The sequence below is a fragment of the Ignavibacteria bacterium genome (genome assembly GCA_016707005.1).
Taxonomy (GTDB): Bacteria; Bacteroidota; Ignavibacteria; order Kapaibacteriales; family Kapaibacteriaceae; genus UBA10438.
Genome location: JADJIQ010000002.1, coordinates 732416 through 751733, shown reverse-complemented (window position 1 = coordinate 751733; position 19318 = coordinate 732416). Strand labels below are relative to the sequence as shown.

The window sequence follows — 19318 nt, the reverse complement described above, 5'->3', positions numbered from 1 at the left end:
TAATGGTACGTCGAATTCTCATTAGTGCCTCGGCATCACACCTCCGGATCGCGATCACGGAGGACGGTAAACTCGTTGAGCTTTTTACCGAGACGCCCGACACAGAACACCACGTTGGTAACATCTACCTCGGACGGGTCACGAAGATCATCCAGGGAATGAATGCGGCCTTTGTCGACATCGGTCTTGAGCAGGACGCATTCTTGCATTTCAGCGATGTTGACTCAACGATGGAGGGCATGTCCACAGACGATGATGATGATGACCGTCCGGTCTCTCATGCAGTTGAAACCGCTGATGTCGCACTTCGCACATCCAAGGCCGGTTCCACAAAACGCCTCCCAACGTTTACAACAAAACGAAGCGGCCAAGTAACGATCAATCTGCAGGCGAAGCAGATGGTTGTGGTGCAGGTCACACGCGAAGCATACCACCAAAAGGGTGTGCGAGTGACCACAAAGGTCGGCCTCACCGGACGAAACGTTGTGCTGCTCCCATTCGAAGAGAATGTTGGTGTCTCTCGCAAGATCTTCTCTGTGAAAGAACGCAAGCGTCTTCGGGCAATCGCTCGCGAGATACTTCCTGAAGGCATCGGCTGCATTATTCGTACCGCTGCTTCGGGCCTAACAAACGACGACGTTGGGAGAGACTTTGCCTCGCTCCTCGAAGATTGGCGCGAGATGGAGAAAGAGATCCGCGATGCAAAGGGGCCAATGCTGCTGCATCAAGAAGCCAGTGTTGCTCATAGTGTGATCCGAGATCTCTTCAAGGACGATGTAGCACAGGTTGTTGTGGACGACAGGAAGTTGTTCCGCGATCTCAAGACCTATGTGTTGCGAACAGCCCCACATCTTGATGGGAAGCTCGAGTTCTTCGCCGATACAAAGCCGATGTTCGATGTCTACGGCATCGAACGAGATGTACACCTTACGCACTCACGCCGAGTTCCGCTTCCGAGCGGAGGATCGTTGATCATCGACCATACAGAAGCGATGGTTGTGGTGGACGTGAACTCCGGTCGCGCATCAAACGAGCGAACACAAGAAGCCAATGCCGTGAAGTCGAACTTCGAAGCGATGAAGGAGGTTGCAAAACAACTTCGTCTTCGTGACATCGGAGGAATGGTGCTGGTAGACTTCATCGATATGCAGCAAGAAGAGAATCGGCGCAAGCTGCATGCGGAAATGAAGAAGGAGACCTCGCGAGACCGGGCAAAGACCATCGTCTACCCGATCACCCAACTCGGCATCATGCAGATCACGCGGCAGCGTATCCGTCAGAGCATGGCCGAACGAACGAGCGAAGAATGTCCGTTCTGCATGGGTACCGGTAGGGTTCTCTCAGCAGCCAGCACTGTTGCAGGCATCGACCGTTGGCTACGGAACTATCGTGCAAAAACGTGGGGCCTGCGTGTAACGGTTGCAACACATCCGTACATCATCCACTACATCGAGCGCAACAAGGCATCGACATTGCGCCGGTGGCTTCGCACGTATTTCCTGTCCGTTTCACTTCGTGAAGACGACACCATTGAAGCAGGGGAGTTCCGCTGCTATGCAGGGTCGAACACGAAGGACATCACACGTCAATACCTGTGATGCCAACTGCCGCACGTCGTAACGTGACGATCCTTGGTTCAACCGGTTCCATTGGAACGCAAGGTCTCGATATCGTTTCGCGCGACCCTGAACGTTTCGCACTTCGGTGGATCACGTGCAATACCAAATGGCAAGATCTCGTTGAGCAGGTACGTCGGTATCAACCGTATGGCGTAGCCATACGCGAAGAGTCGGCATGGCAGTCCTTTCGCAATGCTCTCCCGGATTTCACAGGTCCTGTCCTCTGCGGCGACGAAGGGATCTGTGATGCTGCAGCGGACGCCGAGAATGATGTGGTCCTCTCCGCAATGGTCGGATTCAGCGGTGTCTTGCCAACGATGGCGGCGATCCGCGCCGGTCATGTGATCGGACTTGCCAACAAAGAGTCGTTGGTCAGTGCCGGTGCCGTCCTCGTTCCTGCCGCTGCAGAACACAGTGCAACCTTGATCGCCGTCGACTCCGAACATAGTGCAATTCTTCAATGTCTAGCAGGTGAGCGCGCATCAGACGTGGCACGCCTTGTTATCACTGCATCGGGCGGTCCATTCCGTTCGCTGAGTCTCAAGGAAATGGCCTCCGTTACTCCGGCGATGGCGCTGAAACACCCCAATTGGACGATGGGTGCCAAGATCACCATCGATTCCGCAACGCTCATGAACAAGGGCTTTGAGGTGATCGAAGCGCGCTGGCTCTTTGACCTGCCCGGTGAAAAGATCGAAGTAGTGATTCACCCTCAATCGATCGTGCATTCCATGGTGGAGTTTGTGGATGGTTCCGTGAAGGCGCAAATGGGGCTTCCGACAATGTTGCTTCCCATACAATACGCTCTGACATACCCGTACCGCATGCCCCTTGACATACCTCGAATGGACCTGGCTACGATCGGGAGTCTCACATTTGAAGCACCAGATCTGAACCGATTCCCGTGCCTCCGCATTGCCTATGACGCATTGACGGCAGGGGGCTCTGCAGGTGCCGTGATCAATGCTGCCAATGAAGTGGCCGTAGCGTCCTTCTTGGTGGGGGAGTTGTCGTATCTGGGGATCGCTAAAACGATTGAGTGGACGCTCAATTACATAGAACACGTCGGTCATCCGTCATTGGACGACGTTGTTGCCATCGATGCCGAAGCGCGTCGGCGGGCATCAGAATACATCATCGGTACTCAATGGAAAAGCTGATCGACATGGAATTTCTACAGCCAACAATTGCCTTTATCATCGTCATCGGCGTCCTCGTCTTCATTCACGAGCTTGGGCACTTCCTTGCGGCTCGTTGGACGGGGATGCGCGCAGATGTCTTCGCCATCGGGATGGGTCCGCGTGTGATGGGATGGAATCCCAAGACGGGCTTCTCGTTTGGCAAACTCCCCGCAGACCTAGAGCTCGACGGCGGTACGGACTATCGACTGTGCGCCCTACCGATCGGCGGATATGTGAAGATCCTCGGTATGGTGGATGAGTCCATGGATACCGACTTCGCGGGACGTCCGGCCGAACCCTATGAGTTCCGTTCTAAGAAGAATTGGCAGAAGGCCATCGTCCTCAGTGCCGGCGTGATCATGAATTTCTTGTTGGCCATCGTCGTGTTCTGGCTCTTGCCGCTCTTCTATGGTCACGAAGAAATGGCCACAACGAAGATCGCATGGGTCGACCCAACCTCAACCGTTGCTGCATCTGGATTCGCTTCCGGCGACAAGGTGATATCCGTTGATGGTGTTGCAGTGTCTACTTGGGAAGATTGTGCCGAACAACTCGGTCTCTCAACCAACACCGGTATGCGGAAGGTGGTTGTACAACGCGAGGGTGTTACTCGGACGATCGAGCTTGCAAGTGCAGACCTTGTTCGTTCGATGGCTGCCGGACAGGGCTTGGGACTGTACCCTTCGGACATGAAGATCGTGTTCGGTGGTGTGGTTACTCTGTCGCCTGCCGGACGTGCCGGAGTGCAGGCCGGAGATGTTGTGCTGGCCGTAGACTCCATGCCCGTGCGTGCTCTCCCTCAGTTCCAGCGCTATGTACGCGCCCATGCATCAAAGCCGATCACGCTCCATGTTGAGCGAAACGGAACGCCAATGCCGGTGAACCTTACCGTTGGATCGGACTCGACGATCGGTGTTCAGCTTGAAGGTTCCTACGTTGGTCCGCGCAAGACCGAGACTTTTGCCGTCTTCGAATCATTGACCATGGCCGTGAGTGAGACGGGAAACACCATCGCGATGATCGGCACCTCGGTCACACACGTCTTCCGCGGTACTGTATCTGTGAAGCAGAGTTTTGGCGGACCGATCCAGATCGCAAAGATGGCCTCCCGCAGCTCTGACCTTGGACTCGAGGCCTTCCTCAGGTTCATGGCCTTGATCTCGATCTCCCTTGGTGTGATGAACCTCCTCCCGCTTCCGGGACTTGACGGCGGACACCTTGTCTTTGTTGGTATCGAAGCCGTGATCCGCAGAGAGATCTCTACCAACGTGAAGATCCGCTTCCAGCAAGTTGGTATCGCACTCTTGCTGATCCTCATGGCCTTTGTTTTCTATCTCGATCTCACCCGATAAGGGGCTCCTGCATGCGCATTCTTGTCACGAACGATGATGGTATCGAGTCGGCCGGCATTCACGCTCTGGTGCAAGCAATGCGTCGGCTCGGCGATGTTGTTGTGATCGCACCGGACAGACAACAGAGTGCCGTTGGACATGCGTTGACCGTGGCAAGCCCCCTACGTGCTACTCCATTTAGCAGGGACGGCGAAGTGATCGGATGGGCGATCAACGGCACACCGGCAGACTGTGTGAAGCTCGGCGTGAGTACGCTCTTGAACGAGCGTCCAGACATGATCGTAAGCGGCATCAACCACGGATCGAATACCAGCGTCAACGCCATCTACTCAGGTACGGTGAGTGCGGCAACAGAAGGCACACTCATGGGCATCCCATCGATGGCTGTGTCTCTTGCAACGTTCGATGAATCCGCCGATATGTCGGTGGCGGCAGAAGTGGCCTATGACGTTGCGTCCCGACTGCACAGCCTCGACCTACCACTCGGCACGTTGTTGAATGTAAACGTCCCGCCGATCCCCAAAGCAGAATTCAAAGGCTTACGTGTAACCCGTCAAGGGCACAGTGAGTGGAAGGACCGATATGACGTTCGCTTAGACCCACATGGCAAGCCCTACTACTGGCTCACAGGAGACTTCGTTACCGTCACCGAGCTTGAGGATGCCGACGACATCGTGGTTGCCAACGGATGGGCATCGATCACACCCATCCATTATGAACTCACAAACTTCGCGCTACTCGAGACGCTCCGGGAGCAATTCGTATGATGTCTACTATCAATGCCGAACTTCTTCGCAGCATCGATGCCCATGCAAAGCGACTGCGATTTCTGTATCGAATCAAAGGTTTCGGCTACGAGCGCGCCATTGAACTGCCGTTGCTGGCAGAAAAGTTGCAGCCGTTGTTCGATAAGCCCCTTCGATACCTCGACATCGGCACCGGCCCGTCCATCTTTCCATCGTGGGTAGCCAGTAAAACCAACTGGGACGTTACCTGCCTCGACAAGTTCAATTGGGTGGAGAAGCAGAACGAATACGCACGGCAATTGGGCCTCGACCCAAAGCGATTCCATGTGGTTGTCCGCGACTTCCTCGAAGCCGAACTCGAGCCCGAATCATTCGACGTGATCACCAACATTAGTGTGATCGAACATTTTGAAGGGGCTCTTGATTCCGTCGCAATGGAGAAGAGCGCTCGACTGCTCAAGCCAGGCGGCATCTATCTGCTTACAACTCCCTTGAACGAAGGCCACGCTCGCGATTGGTTTCTTCAACAGGATGTCTACGGCGAGAAGTTCACATCAAAGCCGGTCTTCTTCCAACGTCACTACGACGTTGCATCATTCAATGAGCGCATCGTAAAAGCCTCCGGCCTTGTTGAGCGGGAGCGTGTCTACTTCGGTGATTATGAAGAGCCATTCTTCAACGACCGCATTGTTGGGAAGACAGGACTCGGCAAGATCTCACGCACGCTGTTGCAAATGAATACCGTCAAACATGCCCTGGCTCACGGCAGCTACAGCGACAAGCCGATCTCCATGTCCGGAATGAAGATCTACACCTCCGCCGGCGTGTGTGTGGTTTTGACGAAGAACTGACTTCACACTGATACGCGCTGATAGAGATTCATGATTTTCTCTACAGCGTCGGTATTCGGCGTGATCGCCGGGGGCATATGGCCTCGCCGTGCATCTGCGATGCACTGATGTAGAGCACGCGAGAGATCGACTGGGTCTTCATTGCGGAAGAGCACCGTACCGTCGGGTCGCTGCACGGCATCGGACCCAACAGCCCATCTGCCCAGTTCGAGAGCTTCGCTGAGAGTGAGTGAAGGGCCGCCTTCCGTACGTGTAGGCCGAACCACAATGTGTGCGTGCTGGACGAAGGGGGCGAGTGGACCATTGAGGCTGCGCACAAAGGTGATGCGAGCATCATTCGAAGCCATGGCAAGTACGTTCTGCCAAAGAGCGGTATCGACCACGTCACCAACGGCAATGCAAAGTGCAGAGTCCGGATCTTGGATCGAACTGAATGCTAAGACAAGTACATCGAGCCCGTACAGATCACGTCCGTTATACGCTACAACACGTCCGGCATTGGCAAGGATCCGTACCGGCGCACGTTGCCAAGCTTCTGCCACATCAGTCGGAAGTGGCGACGCTACTTCCCAAGCACTGAGGGGCAGATTCGACGGAATAACTCGAGTGCGTTTGTGTCGAAAGCCGAGTGTAGACTCCAAGGCATCCGCAACTTCCGAGCTGATTGCGATCACAGCCTTGGCATGCGCAAATGCAACGGAGAGTTGGCGAAGCACCCGAGGATCCTGAAACTCAGCGCGATATCGGAATGAATGTACCGTAACAACGTACGGCGTGCGCGTCAGCCGCCAGATCCGTGAGAACAACCGCATCCACCGATGATTCCCCTCATCGGTGTGATAATGAACCAAGGTGCGAGAGAGAAAGAACCCAAGTCCGAGCTTTGTTACGCCTTGAACGTTGTCAGGAACGCCCCCTAAAGAATGTCCGGTTGCCACTGTTCCATGAGCCCGCAACGACTCTAGGAGCCGAATGCAATGAAGCGCCACACCGCCAAACGGAGGAGGAAACGGACAAAGGAGGCGGATGTTGATCATGCTCAAGGTCTAATGATCTTATCCATTTCAACAAGTTGGCTTTCATGGAGAAACACAACATTCTCCATTGCATGAGTCGCATTGACATCAGAGGGCCTTAACGTCCCGGAATCATTGATAGTGAATGAGTGGTAACCGTCAGTCGCAAGAAGCTTCTTGAATTCAGGTGTACTGAACCCCCGGGCTGCCTGAAGTGCATCACTCATTTCCATTACGATTATCGGTCGAAGCTCGCGCAGGACTCGTGCTGCACCCTTCACTACCTCTAACTCGCCCCCTTCAACATCGATCTTCATGAGGCGCAGGCTCGAGATGTTGTTCTCGGACACGTAGGTGTCAAGAGTGACAGACGGAATCTCAACGAACTCTGATGATACATTCATGCCATTCTGGATGGTACTATGAGTGCCGGAGTTGTGATCATGGCTTAGATACAGGCGCAACATTCCGTTAACGTTCGAAGCGGCCTTTTCGACGATGGTGACTTTCACGCCCGGGTTCAAGCCCACGTTCTCGCGGAGTCGCTCAATGTTATGTGACTCGGGTTCGAATGAAACAATTTGCAATGGTTTGACTGGAGTAGTGCCCATTGCAAGGGTTAGGTACCCTATCTGAGCTCCGATGTCGAAGGCGGTATCGCCCGATCTGAGCACCGAACGAATAAATCGCACGGTAGGTAGCTCGTAACTCCCAAAAAGATAGAGATGAGCTTGTAGGAATTCAGTGATATCCAGTCGCATTTGAATTCCATAACGTAATTTCGTCAAGACAAAGGTTTGTCTAGTCGGAGCTACATATCGGAAATAGATCTCAGTTAGAATCCTAAACTTCCCTCGTTCGATCGGGAACAATCTGGTGATTGATCTGAGCAATCCGGTAAGCATGTATTAAAGGTCCTTTAGTTCAGATTATCGCACAATCGAGGGGTAGACATCGTGCAAAAGAAATTCAAGCAAATCGGTATCCTTTTGGCATTGGGCTTCTTCGCAGTAGCCGTTAGCGCTCAGGATCAATGGAGGGTGTTCGCAAACCTTGAACAAGGTAGGCACCATCATGTCGCAAGATATCTGAATGGCGACAAAATATTGGTCATAGGCGGATATGTTGGCTCCTATGGCATCCTAGATGGTAATCCGACGAACACTACTGAGATCGTGGATCTACAAACGGGTCAAGTTACTCCTGGGCCAAGTATGGCCACATATAGAACAGAGTTCCCCGCGTTGGATCTTCCGGATGGAGATATCCTTGTGTTCGGTGGAAACTCAAACTTGGGACCGTCGAAAGTTGTAGAGCGCTATGATGTCGCAACCAATACTTGGTCAGTGATAGGTCAAATGGAAGATGGCAGACGACAACACAGTGCAGACTTCCTAAACGAAGACGAAGTCCTTATCATCGGCGGATTTGGCTCTTCTAGCGCGGAGATCTTTACGATTTCAACCGGCCAATCGCGGAAGATTGCCAACCTCCCGTCAATGGCGAATTCCGCCGTATCGATAAATCCAGAAGGGCGAGGACCCTCGTTCTGGGGGTTCCGAGCTTATGGCCCCAATTCCGACCGGCAAAGGCAGTCTATTCGATACAGTTCGCAAACAGATTCATGGCCATTGGATCTAGAGTTTGATGATGCACCTGTAGCTCCGAAGTTGACGGTACTAACAGATGGATCTGTGCTTGTCTGCAGTGGCGCAACAGGTGAAAATCCCTTTACAACATCGAGGAAAACCTGGATCGTTAACTACCTAGGAGAGGTAGCGAAAGGACCGACCTTGATCGAAGGACGCCAATGGCACACATTGGGTGCATGGGGTGACTCTCGGGCGTTGGTGACTTCTGGACTACTTGACAACGTAAGGTATGGTAGCTCATGTGAGTGGTTGGATCTCACAACAAATACCTCGTCTGTAGCACCTTCCCTCAATTATGCGCGTGCATTTTCCCAAATGATTGTTGTTAGAGTTGCTAGTGGACGCACAAGAGCCTTCGTCATTTCTGGTTTGTCTCCTGTTAACGACTATTCTACCAGGAACACCCCTACCATCGAAGTTCTTGAAGATAGCTGTGCCGGTAGCTCGACTATTGCGCTTTCAACGATGCGACGCATAGGGAGCACAATCTATAAAGCGCCTCGGCTTGAGATGACGCAGTCTATTCCATATCAGGCAGGGGCTGCTTGGGTTCGCGATCGCGTTCCTGTTGCCAGTGGTTTTGATGTACGGTTCTCATTCAGACTTTCCAATGGAAGTGACAATGGGCAGATAGATAATGGCCCTCAGGGTGCTGATGGAGTGGTGATGGTTCTTCAGAATGAAACACGCGCTGCAGTCGGACTTCCTGGAGATGGGATCGGATACAACGAGATCCCGCATGGTCTTGCTATTGAATTCGATGCGTATCGGAATGCTGCGTTTTCAGATCCTACACCGAGTCATATCGCGGTGCAGGTTGGTGATGGAAACATTCTCAGGCCGTGGCACGTGGCGCCATATCTCAAGGGGATCACCTCGGAGGGATTCCCGCCATTTGTTGCCGATGGTACGGTGTATCATGCACGTGTGAAGCTCGAGGGTAAGCTCCTGCATGTGTATTGTGGGACAACGCCGGTATTGGAAACGCCGGTGCTCACCGTTGATAGCATCGATATGAATCAGATCCTTCGGCTTCGCGAGGATGGTGCGGCGTATCTAGGATTCACCTCTTCAACCGGCTTCTCTGCGCAGACGCATGAATTGTTGTCCGTTCAGATAGAGGGTTGCGATGGACTAATCTCCGATGTGGATGAAGATCAGGAATTGCCGATGATCACGTCGGCCTCCATCATCCCAACTCCATCGGCCGATATCGCGAAACTAGTTCTTCCAAGCCCGCTTCAAAGCGCCGTTTCGTGTACGATCGTGGATCTGCAGGGAAATGTATCTTCTCGCTTCACTATCCCTGCGGGGAGTTCGATGGTGAATTTGCAATTGGAATCACTGTCGGCTGGCATGTATCAGGTTGTGATCATGGATGCACGGGGTGCATTTACTGTCCCTCTTGTGATCTCGCGCTGATAGCCGGACTATTCTTCCGACCATACAAGTCGTCTCTTCAACGGGTCCCACTGCCAGTGCGGGCCCGTTGTTCGTTGTGATACACCGCCAATGTGGGTGGCGATGTTGCCGCTCTGCCTTGATTCAAGAGCTCGACGTTCTCGTAGGATCTGTGCGTCGCCCCATCCATAGACGTTGGCGTCGAGGGCGATGAAAGCCTGCACAAGATCTTCGGGTTCGGTGAGCCCCCTTGCAAGAAGTTCTTCAACGAGTTCTTGGGGTCTTCCGAGTTTGGTCTTGTTGTTCGGGAATCGCTCGAGATGAGCTCTCAATGCAATAGCGACATGAGAAAGTGCAGGCGGAGTTTGTCTGAGCAGATCTTCGATCATCGTTGGGTCGGACCCGGCATAGGCACGCCAACAGGAAGCGAGATAGGCGCGGTCCATCGTGGTGAGCTCAATGCTGCGGGAACGAAGATCCCACACCAGACGCGGCACTGAACCAAGCTGGGAGATCAGAAAGAGACAGTTCACGCAACAGAAGAGATCGGTGTCGAAGTGCAATACAACTTCGTCCCATGTGGCATCGATGATGATGGAGAATTCCTGCTCAACGACGCGACGGTACTCATCCTCGGAAGAACTGTAGGCGGTTGTAACGAAGGTCCTGCGCAGAGGGAATAGTTCTGCCGGACGTGGGCTAACGGGCCCATCGGCAAGTGCTTCCCGCCAGACACGGATGTGCTCATAGCCGCGCTGTTGAAGTCGCGGAACATCCATGTCGCCGTTGGCGATGTGAAGGGTTAGAACTTCCATTGTGCAACCGTTGGTAAGGTGATCATTGAGATGATCGTGGTGACAAGGATTGCTTGGGCAAGAGCCGACTCATCAAGTCCGTACCGATCGGCAAAGACCATGGTGAGCATCATTGTTGGCATCGAAGTTTCGAGCATGGTAGCGAGTAACACATCGTCATCCGGCGTAATACGCACAGCAAGCCAATAAACGGCAAGCGGCACAGCAACCAAACGAATGACAACAACCGGTACAAGCACGGGCAACATTCTCAACCGTGGCAAGCGCAATGCGAGTCCGATGCTGAACAACATCAACGGCGCAACCACCTTGCCGGCTGTTGTGCATGCATCGAGTATGAAGGGGGCGATCGGGATGTGTAGGATATTCACCGCAAGCCCTGCAACAACAGCAAGGGTTGGTGGCATACGCAACGCCTGCAGCAGACCTTCGCCAATTGTGTGCTTCTGACCACGCGTGCCGTATTCAACACAGACGATGGTCCCCAACGTGAAGAGGAGCGGCGTCATGCCGAGATAGTCGAAGAGGATCGGCACCCTGCCTACATGGTCACCAACAACAGCAGTCGTGATCGGCAGTCCGAGGTACATGGCGTTGCACCACGTTGATGCAACGATGAGGGAGCCGATCACTGGAGGACTGAGGTGGGTACGAAGGAGTCGGGCAAAGATGATCCACGACAGCCCAAAGCCGACGGCTACGGAAACGATCGAGACCAGCGGTACCGACCAAATGTCGCTCCCAATAGGCGCTGTGGCCAACACGCCAAAGGTGAGTAGCGGTACGAAGATGTTCAGAACGATGGAGCCGATGCTGGTCCGAACCACCATGGGATCCGGAACATGAGGGAGCTGTCTGTAGATGATCCCACAGCCGAGCAGAACACCAAGGGTTGCAAAAACGTTGACCATGCGCGACAAACTACGATGTAAGTGGACTGGTATGTGTGTAATGGCACTCTGACATCTACAGGCATAGTTTGGACCATCAGCTCCACACGGCAACAACATATGGAGGTTCTCATGCAGGTCCGAACATTGTGCGTCCTCGGCAAGACAGATGCTTTGGATGCTCAATCAAAAATGTTGACCTATTCAACGCATGATGTGGTCCTTGTCGGATCAACGTCGGATATGAACGAGGTGGGTCCATTGATCAGATCAGCTCGACCCGATCTTGTGCTGTATGATCCGGCGATCGACGAAGGCGAAATGCTCGTGCGATGGCGTACGGAGATGGGACTCATGCCCGTTCTGGTGTGTTGGTCTCGAGAGCCCACCTATGCCGTCCTTGCGTTTGAAGCAGGGGCCGTGCATTATCTGATGGATCGATGTTCAACGGAGGATCTCTATTCGGCACTCGACCGATGCGCGCGTCGGATCGCACGGTATTCCTATGCAATGCAACTGCAAGAGCCGATCCCCGAAGCCCCCTATCAAGCCAATGTGATCGCACTGCCCGTTACGTCGGGCATTGAGATCCGTCCGCGAGAACAGATCGTTCATCTTCACGGAGAAGGGAATTACACGCGTGTGATCTTTGAGCGCGACCCGGCACTCTTGCTCTCGCGCACGATAGGAGAGTACGAAGTGATCCTGCAACGTTCGGGTTTTCTGCGCGTGCACCGCTCCAATCTCGTGAACCTGCTGCATGTTCGAAAGGTAGTGCGTGGGAAGACGGCGCGGATCCTGATGAGCAACGGAGACGAGATCGATGTGTCAGAACGGTATCGCGATGTTCTGTTCGAGGCGCTGAATGTGGTTCGGAGACGGTAGGGGGCTAGATGGTGCGCAGGAATGCACGAAGCATTGCCAGACGCCATACGAAGAGCGCGTTGCGGTTGTCGCCGCGACGATATCCGGCAAGTACCTTCATGAGCTCCGGACGAACAACGTATCCGTCGAGCTCCTTCCAATCGCCTTCAAGCAGATGGCTGAGCTGGCCACGTAACCAAGCGATGTGTCCGGGCGTGATGAAGCCGGTCTTGTCCTTTCGGTCCAGCACGGCATCAGGCACGATGCCCCGCATACCGGCGCGCAACACGCGCTTGGTCTCTCCAAGATGAACCTTGTGTTCGTTCGGCATGGAAAAACACAACTGTACAAGGCGATGATCGAGAAACGGCACGCGACTCTCAATGTTGAAGGCCATCGCGTTGAGATCCTCCGTGTGCAGCAGGGTTGGCAACAATGTCACCCGCACCAGGTTGTAAAGGAAGGCGTTGAGACGTGGTCCCGATGGCATCTCGAGGTGGATAGGATACGATGCGGCCGGTTGCGCCATGATCCATGGATAGGTTCGCGCAAACTCCATTGCATACAATGCCGGCTCGTCTCGTGATGCCGAGAGCAGACTTTTGGCGACGATGTCGAGCTTCCGGCGGACTCCATATCCCTGACGTGTTGCATGTGCATTCACCTCTCGCACCGCTCCGCTAAGGTCGCCGCTGCGGATCTTGTCTGCGATCACGCGATACAAGGAATGCATATATCCGCCCATGATCTCATCTGAGCCTTGACCGTCCAGAACCACCTTAACGCCGTGTTGCGATGCAAGCTGCATCACGAAGTACTGCGAGATGTAGGACGATGAAGGCATCGGAGCATCCATCATCCACGTGACTCTGTCGAAGGCCTGCGCTACATCGGTATCTGTGGGCGAGATGTAGTGAGGTGAAATCTGCGGATACTTCGCCAGCACATGATCGATGTACGGACGCTCGTCAACATTCCCCTTTCCTGTGTAGAACGCAGTGAACGTCTTGATGGAGTGTTCATCCGTCGATGATGCAAGAACACTGGCAATAGACGTTGAGTCGAGTCCACCACTGAGACAGATCCCCATTGGCACATCACGTCGCGCGGTCAGTTGTACAGCGTCGACGAATAACTCCCGGAATGCAGAGCTGTTCTCTTCAAACGACGATGTGTTCTGTGTTGACGTATCGATGTCTGCATAGGACCAGATCCGCAACGTCCCGTTCTTCCACACGCAATTGTGCGAGGCGGGAAGTGCCTTGATATCCGTGAAGTACGTCTCCTCCCAATGCTGCATCCATCCCAGATAGAGTCCGCGTGCAACTTGCGACTCATTGATCCCGCCTCGATAAAGGGGCGAAACACGAAGCCCCTTGATCTCTGAAGCAAAATGGAATCGTCCGTCGCGTTCGATGTAGTGGAATGGTTTTATTCCAAATCGGTCACGAGAGCAGAACAGCTCGCGCTTCGCCTCGTCCCAGATGGCAAATGCCCACATGCCGATGAATCGTTCAACGCATGAAGGCCCCCAGCGGTGATAGGCGTTGAGGATGACCTCCGTATCGCCGGAAGTGCGAAACGAGTACCCGTCTCGTTCCAGTTCGGAGCGTAGCTCGAGGTAGTTGTAGACCTCGCCGTTGTAGGTGATGGTAAGGCCCGCATCGGTCATCGGCTGGTTCGACCCGCTGGAGAGGTCGATGATGCTCAGTCGGTTGTGACCGAGAAAAACCGGCGGTGTAGCCCATGTTCCGCGGTGATCAGGACCACGATGGGCCATGATCTCCAGCATACGGGCACCAACATCGGCAATATCCGATGTTCCAAGGCGTTCATCTACGAGTCCGGCAATTCCACACATGGCAACGAATCTACGGAAGGAGTAATGCAGGCGTGAGACGAAGTTGTTGCCGAAGAAGTACATTGTACCGATGAATATTCCGTGGAGAGTCCGAATTCTTCTCGGACCGATGAGACCATTCGTGGTTCGAAAGGTCCGCGATGCCCTGCGCGAACGTTTCCTCGTGAGGATGCTTCGCAGGCAGCTGCCTACGCACGTCCATGAAGGACGCAGCCTTCGAACAGGCGTAACTCCACTTCCGTCAGCTTCGTGGTTTGCGGCGCACAGCTCGGACGTCTTGGCGTTTGCCTCGTCCATGCGGATGGGAGTGGTTGGAGCCTACGGAATAGGGCATTGGCGGGTGGGCGATCCGGACCCGACGGGTGTTGATACACGGTCCGTCCATGAGCTCAGTCGAATGCACCACTGGTGCGCCTATGCACTGGCTGCGCATATCGACCGTGAGCATCGCGATGAATGGTGCGATCTCTTGTTCGACGAGATCTCCACCTTTATGCGCACCACGCCGGCCGAACATGGCATCCATTGGCAATTCCCGATGGGTACCGGAATCCGACTTCATTCAATGCTCGTTGCATGGGATTGGGCCCGGCGAAGTGGCTGGGAACATGCCGAGGGTGAACATCGTGTGGCGGCCTATGCCGTTGACCATGCACGGAGTGTTGTGGCGCGCAGGGAATCTCGCGGCGGACTTTCTACGTCACACTATGCAGCCAATCTCCTGGGTATACGTGCGGCAGGCATCTACCTCGTTGGTGAGCCGGCAGCTGCACATTGGAGTGATCTGGCTGCGAATGAACTGAGCAAGGAACTGTATCGACAGATCTTGCCCGACGGGATGGCCAATGAAGGGAGCACCGGGTATCATCGTCAGGTAACGGACCTCTTCGTTCAGGCTGCAGCGCTTGGTGCCTTTTCTCCGGATGAACTCACAAAGATCGGCGGTGCTGTGGAGCGGTGCCGCAACCTTGAGCAACATGGCATGCCCCTTATCGGCGACAACGATGACGGGTTGGCGATGAAACTCACTGGATTTACACCCGACCTTGATTACCTCTACGATGTTGGGACGCGAATGTGCGGTTCGGCAGATGTGGGGGATGAAGACCTCGTTGCGCCGGATCTTGGACTCACCATCAGACGCAGTGGCTCGATGATCACTTCCCTTCGGAACGGACCCGTTGGTCAGTTCGGCAAGGGTGGTCATGCCCATAACGATCAGAATTCCATCACCGTCTCGATAGGGGGCGAACCATTCGTCGTAGACCCCGGAACGTCCTGCTACACTTCAGACCCAATTCAGCGAGACATCGAACGGTCCGTTCACCAACATGCCACTATGTGGTCGGTATCGTCTGAACAAGCATTTATGCCACCCGGCGAGGAAGGGATGTTCTGGCTCTTGGATGACGAACTTGAGACGGAGGTAGTTGCCAATACGGGTTCGGTCTGGCATGGTATCGTGAGTGCTCAAGACGGACGTAGACATGAACGTCACGTTGCCTTGGGAGAAGATCATCTTTCTGTGCGGGACGTATACACGCCAACGGCGAAGGATCCAATGGCCGAATGGGTGCTTCCCCTCGGTGAAGGGGTCGAAGTGGAGCTCGATGCCAACAAGGCCATCCTGCGCGGTCGCAAAACATCGGCCCTCCTTACATGGGACAACGGGACGATGATTGTCGATAGATCCATGATCTCGCCGTGTTTCGCAGAAACCCGCGTGGCGCTGTGTCTTCGCATACGAACCAACGCACTCTCGTGGACGCTGTCTAACTTCGCAGCATGAAATTAACGGCTCATCTTGGGAAGATCACGTGGTCGCTGGCTGATAAGGTCCTTTACGTGGCCTATGGTTTGGTGCAATTCGTGCAGATCGCAGCCCTGCCGGCAGATGTCTATGGCGTATTCACACTCCTTGTGGCGTTGAATACCTGGATCATGATCGTCTCCGATGGATCGGCGTTGGCAGGCATCATCCAATACGGAGTTGATCCCAACGAACGCAAACGCGTGAATCTCATGGCGCTGGTCATACATAGTGCCGTGGTAGGTAGTGCCGCGCTCGGCATCTTCCTGCTTCGCGAACCCTTGGTTCATGTCTTCCGCGTAGAGCAGTTCGGTGTTGTAGCTACGTTGCTTCCGCTGTATTGCCTTCTTACCCTGCCTCGCATGTTCTGCCTGAAGATCATCTACCGCGAGATGCGGATGAAGGATCTGTTCGTTGCAGATGCGATCTGGTTCGGTGTGCGGACGGCCATGACGTTCTGGTTTATTGCCAATGATTCGCTCCACTCACTCAGTGATATCGTCCTCATCGATTTTGCGGGTATGGCTGCCAGCTCGCTCGCGACAATGGCGCTTACTCGTAAGGATCTGATCTTTGGATGGTCGGGTTCTATCTCGTTCGGGACCTACCTGCGTTATGGCGTGCCCCTTGCGATGGCCACGGCATTGAACTCTGCGCCACGTCAACTCGACGTGTATGTGATCGCCGCCTATTTCGGTGTTGGTGTTGTTGGGGTCTACAACCCGGCAAAGAATCTGTACCGGTTCTTTGAACAGGCTTTTGATGCAGTGACAACGTTGCTCTACCCGGCTGCTGTGCGGATGTACACCCAACATCGTATGGAAGATCTTCAGATCCTGATCACCAAGGCCATCAGCATCACGCTCATCCCAACGATCATCGCCGTGGTTGTGTTAGAGCTTGGATTGAGCAGGATGATAATTCCTATCCTTGGAGATAATTATGCGGCTGCCGTAGATCACTTCAACGTGCTTTCTATTGCCGCACTTGGAATGCCCTTCGTCCTCATGAGTAGTATCATTGCGGCTATGGGGCGGAGCACGGCCATCGTCCGATACTCTGCTGTTGGACTCCTTGTAGCCGGTGGCGTCCTCTTTGTGGTTGGAGAGCTTGGTGAGCCCCTTTTCGTTGGACTTGGACTTGTTGCCAACACCATCGTTGTTGGCATTCTCTGCACAATGCACGTGCGCCGAGAACTTCACTTCCCATTACGTGCATTGGGTCGAGCCTTCGGCGATGTACGCCATGCCTTCATCCGTCGTAGGGAGGGGATATGAGCCTTTGGTTCCATATGCAGGGGGCGGGAAGACTCCTCACTCGGCGCAAGGGTCCGGTGGTCCGCATGATCTTTGTTGCATTCATCGGTACCGTGTGGTGTCTGTCCGGGGCAGTATGGGGCGTTGCAGTGTGGCGCGATCTTGACCGACGCGCCATGGAGATGTCCGTGGATGTGATCGGACCAAACGATAGCCTTGATGTTGCGATACGAGCGATGGCTGCAGACATGCGCAAGCGCCCGTCGATCATCGGTGTTCGGCTTATGAGTGGCGACGCCGTTTGGCGTGAGTTCGCTCATGACATGCGGCTAGAGGCTGATGACCTGCGAGAAGTTGCCTCTGTGCCTACGATCCTGCGACTCAATCTTCGGCCGAACATGGTCTCGCTGGCGGCAACGGATCGTTTTGTTCGATCGCTCAAGGACATATATCCGGAAGCTACATCAAGTATCGTCTGGCCTCGGGCCTATGTTGAAATGCTCGACTCCGGACGTCGGGATGTGATCGTCTTTGGTGGGGTTGCCGGCATTCTGAGTCTCATTCTCTTCTTCCTGTCCGTTACCTATGCATTTCGTGCTGAGATCCATCGTGCCGGCTCGGATCTTCGGGTAGCAGCCTTACTTGGTGCTTCCACATCGTGGATAGCCGCGCCGCACCTCATCGTGGGTCTTGTTGCAGGTGCCATTGGTCTTGCGCTTGGTTCAGGTGTCGTGCTGCTTGCCCGGCCCTATGCATTGCAGCACGCTGCGTGGCTGCAGACCGTTCGAATCACGGAGATCGTTGCCTGGACGTCGTTTGTTGTTATTGCCGGCATCGCGTTGAGTTGGTGGCAGTCTGCCATCTCTGTACGAGGGGCAACACGCAGACAATGAACATCCTTGACCGGTACGTGCTTCGGCAATTTGTGGTGACGTTCGTTTTCGCCTTAGTTGCATTGAGTTCGATCTTTATCATCATCGATCTGTTTGAGAGACTCGACAAGTTTATCGACAACAAGACGCCGATCGAGATGATCGTGAGGTTCTACCTCGCATTTCTACCGTATATCCTTGAGCTGGTGAATCCGGTTGCGCTCATGCTTGCCGGTCTCTTCTCAGTGGGCCGCTTGAGCAACAACAATGAGATCACGGCGATGCGATCGGGAGGGCAAGGACCGATCCGCTTTCTCCTACCAATTCTCGCATTTGCATTTGTGATGAGCATAGCGCAGATGTATTTCAACGGCTGGATCGCACCAAGGGCCGCTACGGAGAGGTTTGCTATCGAACGGAAGTTCCTTGCAAGCGAGAATGGCCCGTCGTCTCTTCAGGATCTCTTCTTCCGAGAGAGTCCATCGATGAATGTCTCGCTCAGGCGGTATGATGCCCAGAACAAGGTAGGCACTGGCGTGGCCGTTGAGGAGTTCGGCTCGGCAGAAATGCCGCGTCAGCAATGGCGTATCGATGCAGACTCAATGGAATGGGATTCTACCTCCGCTCTTTGGGTGATGCCGTTGGCAACCAAGCGCACGTTCTATCCGGATAGCGTTGCTATTGAGATACTACGGCAGTTCAAAGCCCCTTTCACGATCCGTCATGACCAAATAGCAAAGCTGCAACTCAATCCTGAGGAGATGACGTTCCCGGAGATGAAGGACTACATCGAAACCCTGAAACGAGGCGGCAAGGACACGAGGCGTCAAGAGATCGATCTTTCGGGTCAATGGGCATTCCCATTTGTGAATTTGATCGTAGTTCTCATATCCATTCCATTTGCATCCGTTCGGCGGCGGGGGGGAATGGCCGTAAACATCGCGGCCGCCATGGTCATTGCGATTACGTACATTGCATTCACAAAGATCAGTCAGGCAGCCGGTGCGGCTGTTGATCTTCCCGTTGAAGTGATTGGATGGAGTGCGAACGCAATATTCTTAGTGATCGGGCTGGCTGTGTTGGCCAGGACCCGGGCTTGATAGGTTCATGATACACACGTCGGCGAGGGGTT

The 19318-nt window shown here is 54.1% G+C and carries 16 protein-coding genes; 11 read left to right on the top strand and 5 right to left on the bottom strand.

Features of this window, described 5'->3' with window-relative positions; translation table 11 throughout:
- Positions 1–2 precede the first annotated feature (2 nt).
- Genes IPI29_05945 through IPI29_05925 form a run of 5 tightly spaced genes read left to right on the top strand, consistent with a single transcriptional unit; the run spans position 3 to position 5749 of the window.
- Positions 3–1598, top strand: coding sequence for an Rne/Rng family ribonuclease (locus IPI29_05945; GenBank protein MBK7412079.1), 1596 nt, complete (start codon positions 3–5; stop codon positions 1596–1598).
- Complete coding sequence (locus IPI29_05940) at positions 1598–2779, top strand: 1-deoxy-D-xylulose-5-phosphate reductoisomerase (protein MBK7412078.1); 1182 nt, start codon at positions 1598–1600, stop codon at positions 2777–2779. The genes IPI29_05945 and IPI29_05940 overlap by 1 nt, the downstream gene beginning before the upstream one ends.
- On the top strand, positions 2767–4152 hold the full coding sequence (gene rseP, locus IPI29_05935) for an RIP metalloprotease RseP (GenBank protein ID MBK7412077.1): 1386 nt from the start codon (positions 2767–2769) through the stop codon (positions 4150–4152). Before IPI29_05940 ends, rseP begins: the two co-directional genes overlap by 13 nt.
- 11 nt (positions 4153–4163) lie before the next feature.
- On the top strand, positions 4164–4919 hold the full coding sequence (surE, locus tag IPI29_05930) for a 5'/3'-nucleotidase SurE (GenBank protein ID MBK7412076.1): 756 nt from the start codon (positions 4164–4166) through the stop codon (positions 4917–4919).
- A complete protein-coding gene (locus IPI29_05925) occupies positions 4916–5749 on the top strand; it encodes a class I SAM-dependent methyltransferase (protein MBK7412075.1) in 834 nt (277 codons plus the stop codon). The genes surE and IPI29_05925 overlap by 4 nt, the downstream gene beginning before the upstream one ends.
- A 2-nt stretch (positions 5750–5751) precedes the next feature.
- On the opposite strand, the gene IPI29_05920 is transcribed toward IPI29_05925, so the two are convergent.
- Entirely contained in the window at positions 5752–6786 is a 1035-nt protein-coding gene (locus IPI29_05920; GenBank protein MBK7412074.1) for a glycosyltransferase family 4 protein, read from the bottom strand.
- A gap of 2 nt (positions 6787–6788) precedes the next feature.
- A complete protein-coding gene (locus IPI29_05915; protein MBK7412073.1) occupies positions 6789–7526 on the bottom strand; it encodes an FkbM family methyltransferase in 738 nt (245 codons plus the stop codon).
- Between the two features lie 195 nt (positions 7527–7721).
- Between IPI29_05915 and IPI29_05910 the strand changes: the two genes are divergently transcribed.
- Positions 7722–9839 (top strand): hypothetical protein, encoded by a 2118-nt coding sequence (locus IPI29_05910; protein MBK7412072.1) that lies wholly within the window; start codon positions 7722–7724, stop codon positions 9837–9839.
- Positions 9840–9847: 8 nt separating this feature from the next.
- Here the strand turns inward: IPI29_05910 and IPI29_05905 are convergent, their stop codons facing one another.
- Both IPI29_05905 and IPI29_05900 read right to left on the bottom strand, forming a co-directional pair.
- Positions 9848–10633, bottom strand: coding sequence for a hypothetical protein (locus IPI29_05905; GenBank protein MBK7412071.1), 786 nt, complete (start codon positions 10631–10633; stop codon positions 9848–9850).
- Complete coding sequence (locus IPI29_05900) at positions 10621–11544, bottom strand: AEC family transporter (protein ID MBK7412070.1); 924 nt, start codon at positions 11542–11544, stop codon at positions 10621–10623. Before IPI29_05900 ends, IPI29_05905 begins: the two co-directional genes overlap by 13 nt.
- A 111-nt stretch (positions 11545–11655) precedes the next feature.
- Here IPI29_05900 and IPI29_05895 point away from each other — a divergent pair, with 111 nt between their 5' ends.
- Positions 11656–12408: a response regulator transcription factor gene (locus tag IPI29_05895; GenBank protein ID MBK7412069.1), complete on the top strand. Its 753-nt coding sequence runs from the start codon at positions 11656–11658 to the stop codon at positions 12406–12408.
- Between the two features lie 4 nt (positions 12409–12412).
- Here the strand turns inward: IPI29_05895 and asnB are convergent, their stop codons facing one another.
- Positions 12413–14311 (bottom strand): asparagine synthase (glutamine-hydrolyzing), encoded by a 1899-nt coding sequence (asnB, locus tag IPI29_05890; GenBank protein ID MBK7412068.1) that lies wholly within the window; start codon positions 14309–14311, stop codon positions 12413–12415.
- Between asnB and IPI29_05885 the strand changes: the two genes are divergently transcribed.
- Genes IPI29_05885 through IPI29_05870 form a run of 4 tightly spaced genes read left to right on the top strand, consistent with a single transcriptional unit; the run spans position 14295 to position 19286 of the window.
- The gene (locus IPI29_05885; GenBank protein MBK7412067.1) at positions 14295–16037 is read left to right on the top strand and encodes a heparinase II/III family protein; all 1743 of its coding nucleotides are present in this window, start codon (positions 14295–14297) and stop codon (positions 16035–16037) included. The two genes, asnB and IPI29_05885, sit on opposite strands and share 17 nt — an antisense overlap.
- Entirely contained in the window at positions 16034–17335 is a 1302-nt protein-coding gene (locus tag IPI29_05880; protein MBK7412066.1) for an oligosaccharide flippase family protein, read from the top strand. The genes IPI29_05885 and IPI29_05880 overlap by 4 nt, the downstream gene beginning before the upstream one ends.
- On the top strand, positions 17332–18207 hold the full coding sequence (locus tag IPI29_05875; GenBank protein MBK7412065.1) for a hypothetical protein: 876 nt from the start codon (positions 17332–17334) through the stop codon (positions 18205–18207). Before IPI29_05880 ends, IPI29_05875 begins: the two co-directional genes overlap by 4 nt.
- Positions 18204–19286 carry an LptF/LptG family permease gene (locus tag IPI29_05870; protein MBK7412064.1) on the top strand — a complete coding sequence of 361 codons (1083 nt, stop codon included), beginning with the start codon at positions 18204–18206 and terminating at the stop codon, positions 19284–19286. Before IPI29_05875 ends, IPI29_05870 begins: the two co-directional genes overlap by 4 nt.
- Positions 19287–19318: the final 32 nt, after the last annotated feature.

Excerpts from the sequence above, each read along its gene's own strand:
- rseP (MBK7412077.1), top strand. The coding sequence starts at position 2,767 with ATGGAAAAGCTGATCGACATGGAATTTCTACAGCCAACAATTGCCTTT.
- IPI29_05920 (MBK7412074.1), bottom strand. The coding sequence starts at position 6,786 with ATGATCAACATCCGCCTCCTTTGTCCGTTTCCTCCTCCGTTTGGCGGT.
- surE (MBK7412076.1), top strand. The coding sequence starts at position 4,164 with ATGCGCATTCTTGTCACGAACGATGATGGTATCGAGTCGGCCGGCATT.
- IPI29_05905 (MBK7412071.1), bottom strand. The coding sequence starts at position 10,633 with ATGGAAGTTCTAACCCTTCACATCGCCAACGGCGACATGGATGTTCCG.
- IPI29_05870 (MBK7412064.1), top strand. The coding sequence starts at position 18,204 with ATGAACATCCTTGACCGGTACGTGCTTCGGCAATTTGTGGTGACGTTC.
- asnB (MBK7412068.1), bottom strand. The coding sequence starts at position 14,311 with ATGTACTTCTTCGGCAACAACTTCGTCTCACGCCTGCATTACTCCTTC.
- IPI29_05880 (MBK7412066.1), top strand. The coding sequence starts at position 16,034 with ATGAAATTAACGGCTCATCTTGGGAAGATCACGTGGTCGCTGGCTGAT.
- IPI29_05900 (MBK7412070.1), bottom strand. The coding sequence starts at position 11,544 with ATGGTCAACGTTTTTGCAACCCTTGGTGTTCTGCTCGGCTGTGGGATC.
- IPI29_05945 (MBK7412079.1), top strand. The coding sequence starts at position 3 with ATGGTACGTCGAATTCTCATTAGTGCCTCGGCATCACACCTCCGGATC.
- IPI29_05915 (MBK7412073.1), bottom strand. The coding sequence starts at position 7,526 with ATGCGACTGGATATCACTGAATTCCTACAAGCTCATCTCTATCTTTTT.
- IPI29_05925 (MBK7412075.1), top strand. The coding sequence starts at position 4,916 with ATGATGTCTACTATCAATGCCGAACTTCTTCGCAGCATCGATGCCCAT.
- IPI29_05940 (MBK7412078.1), top strand. The coding sequence starts at position 1,598 with ATGCCAACTGCCGCACGTCGTAACGTGACGATCCTTGGTTCAACCGGT.
- IPI29_05875 (MBK7412065.1), top strand. The coding sequence starts at position 17,332 with ATGAGCCTTTGGTTCCATATGCAGGGGGCGGGAAGACTCCTCACTCGG.
- IPI29_05895 (MBK7412069.1), top strand. The coding sequence starts at position 11,656 with ATGCAGGTCCGAACATTGTGCGTCCTCGGCAAGACAGATGCTTTGGAT.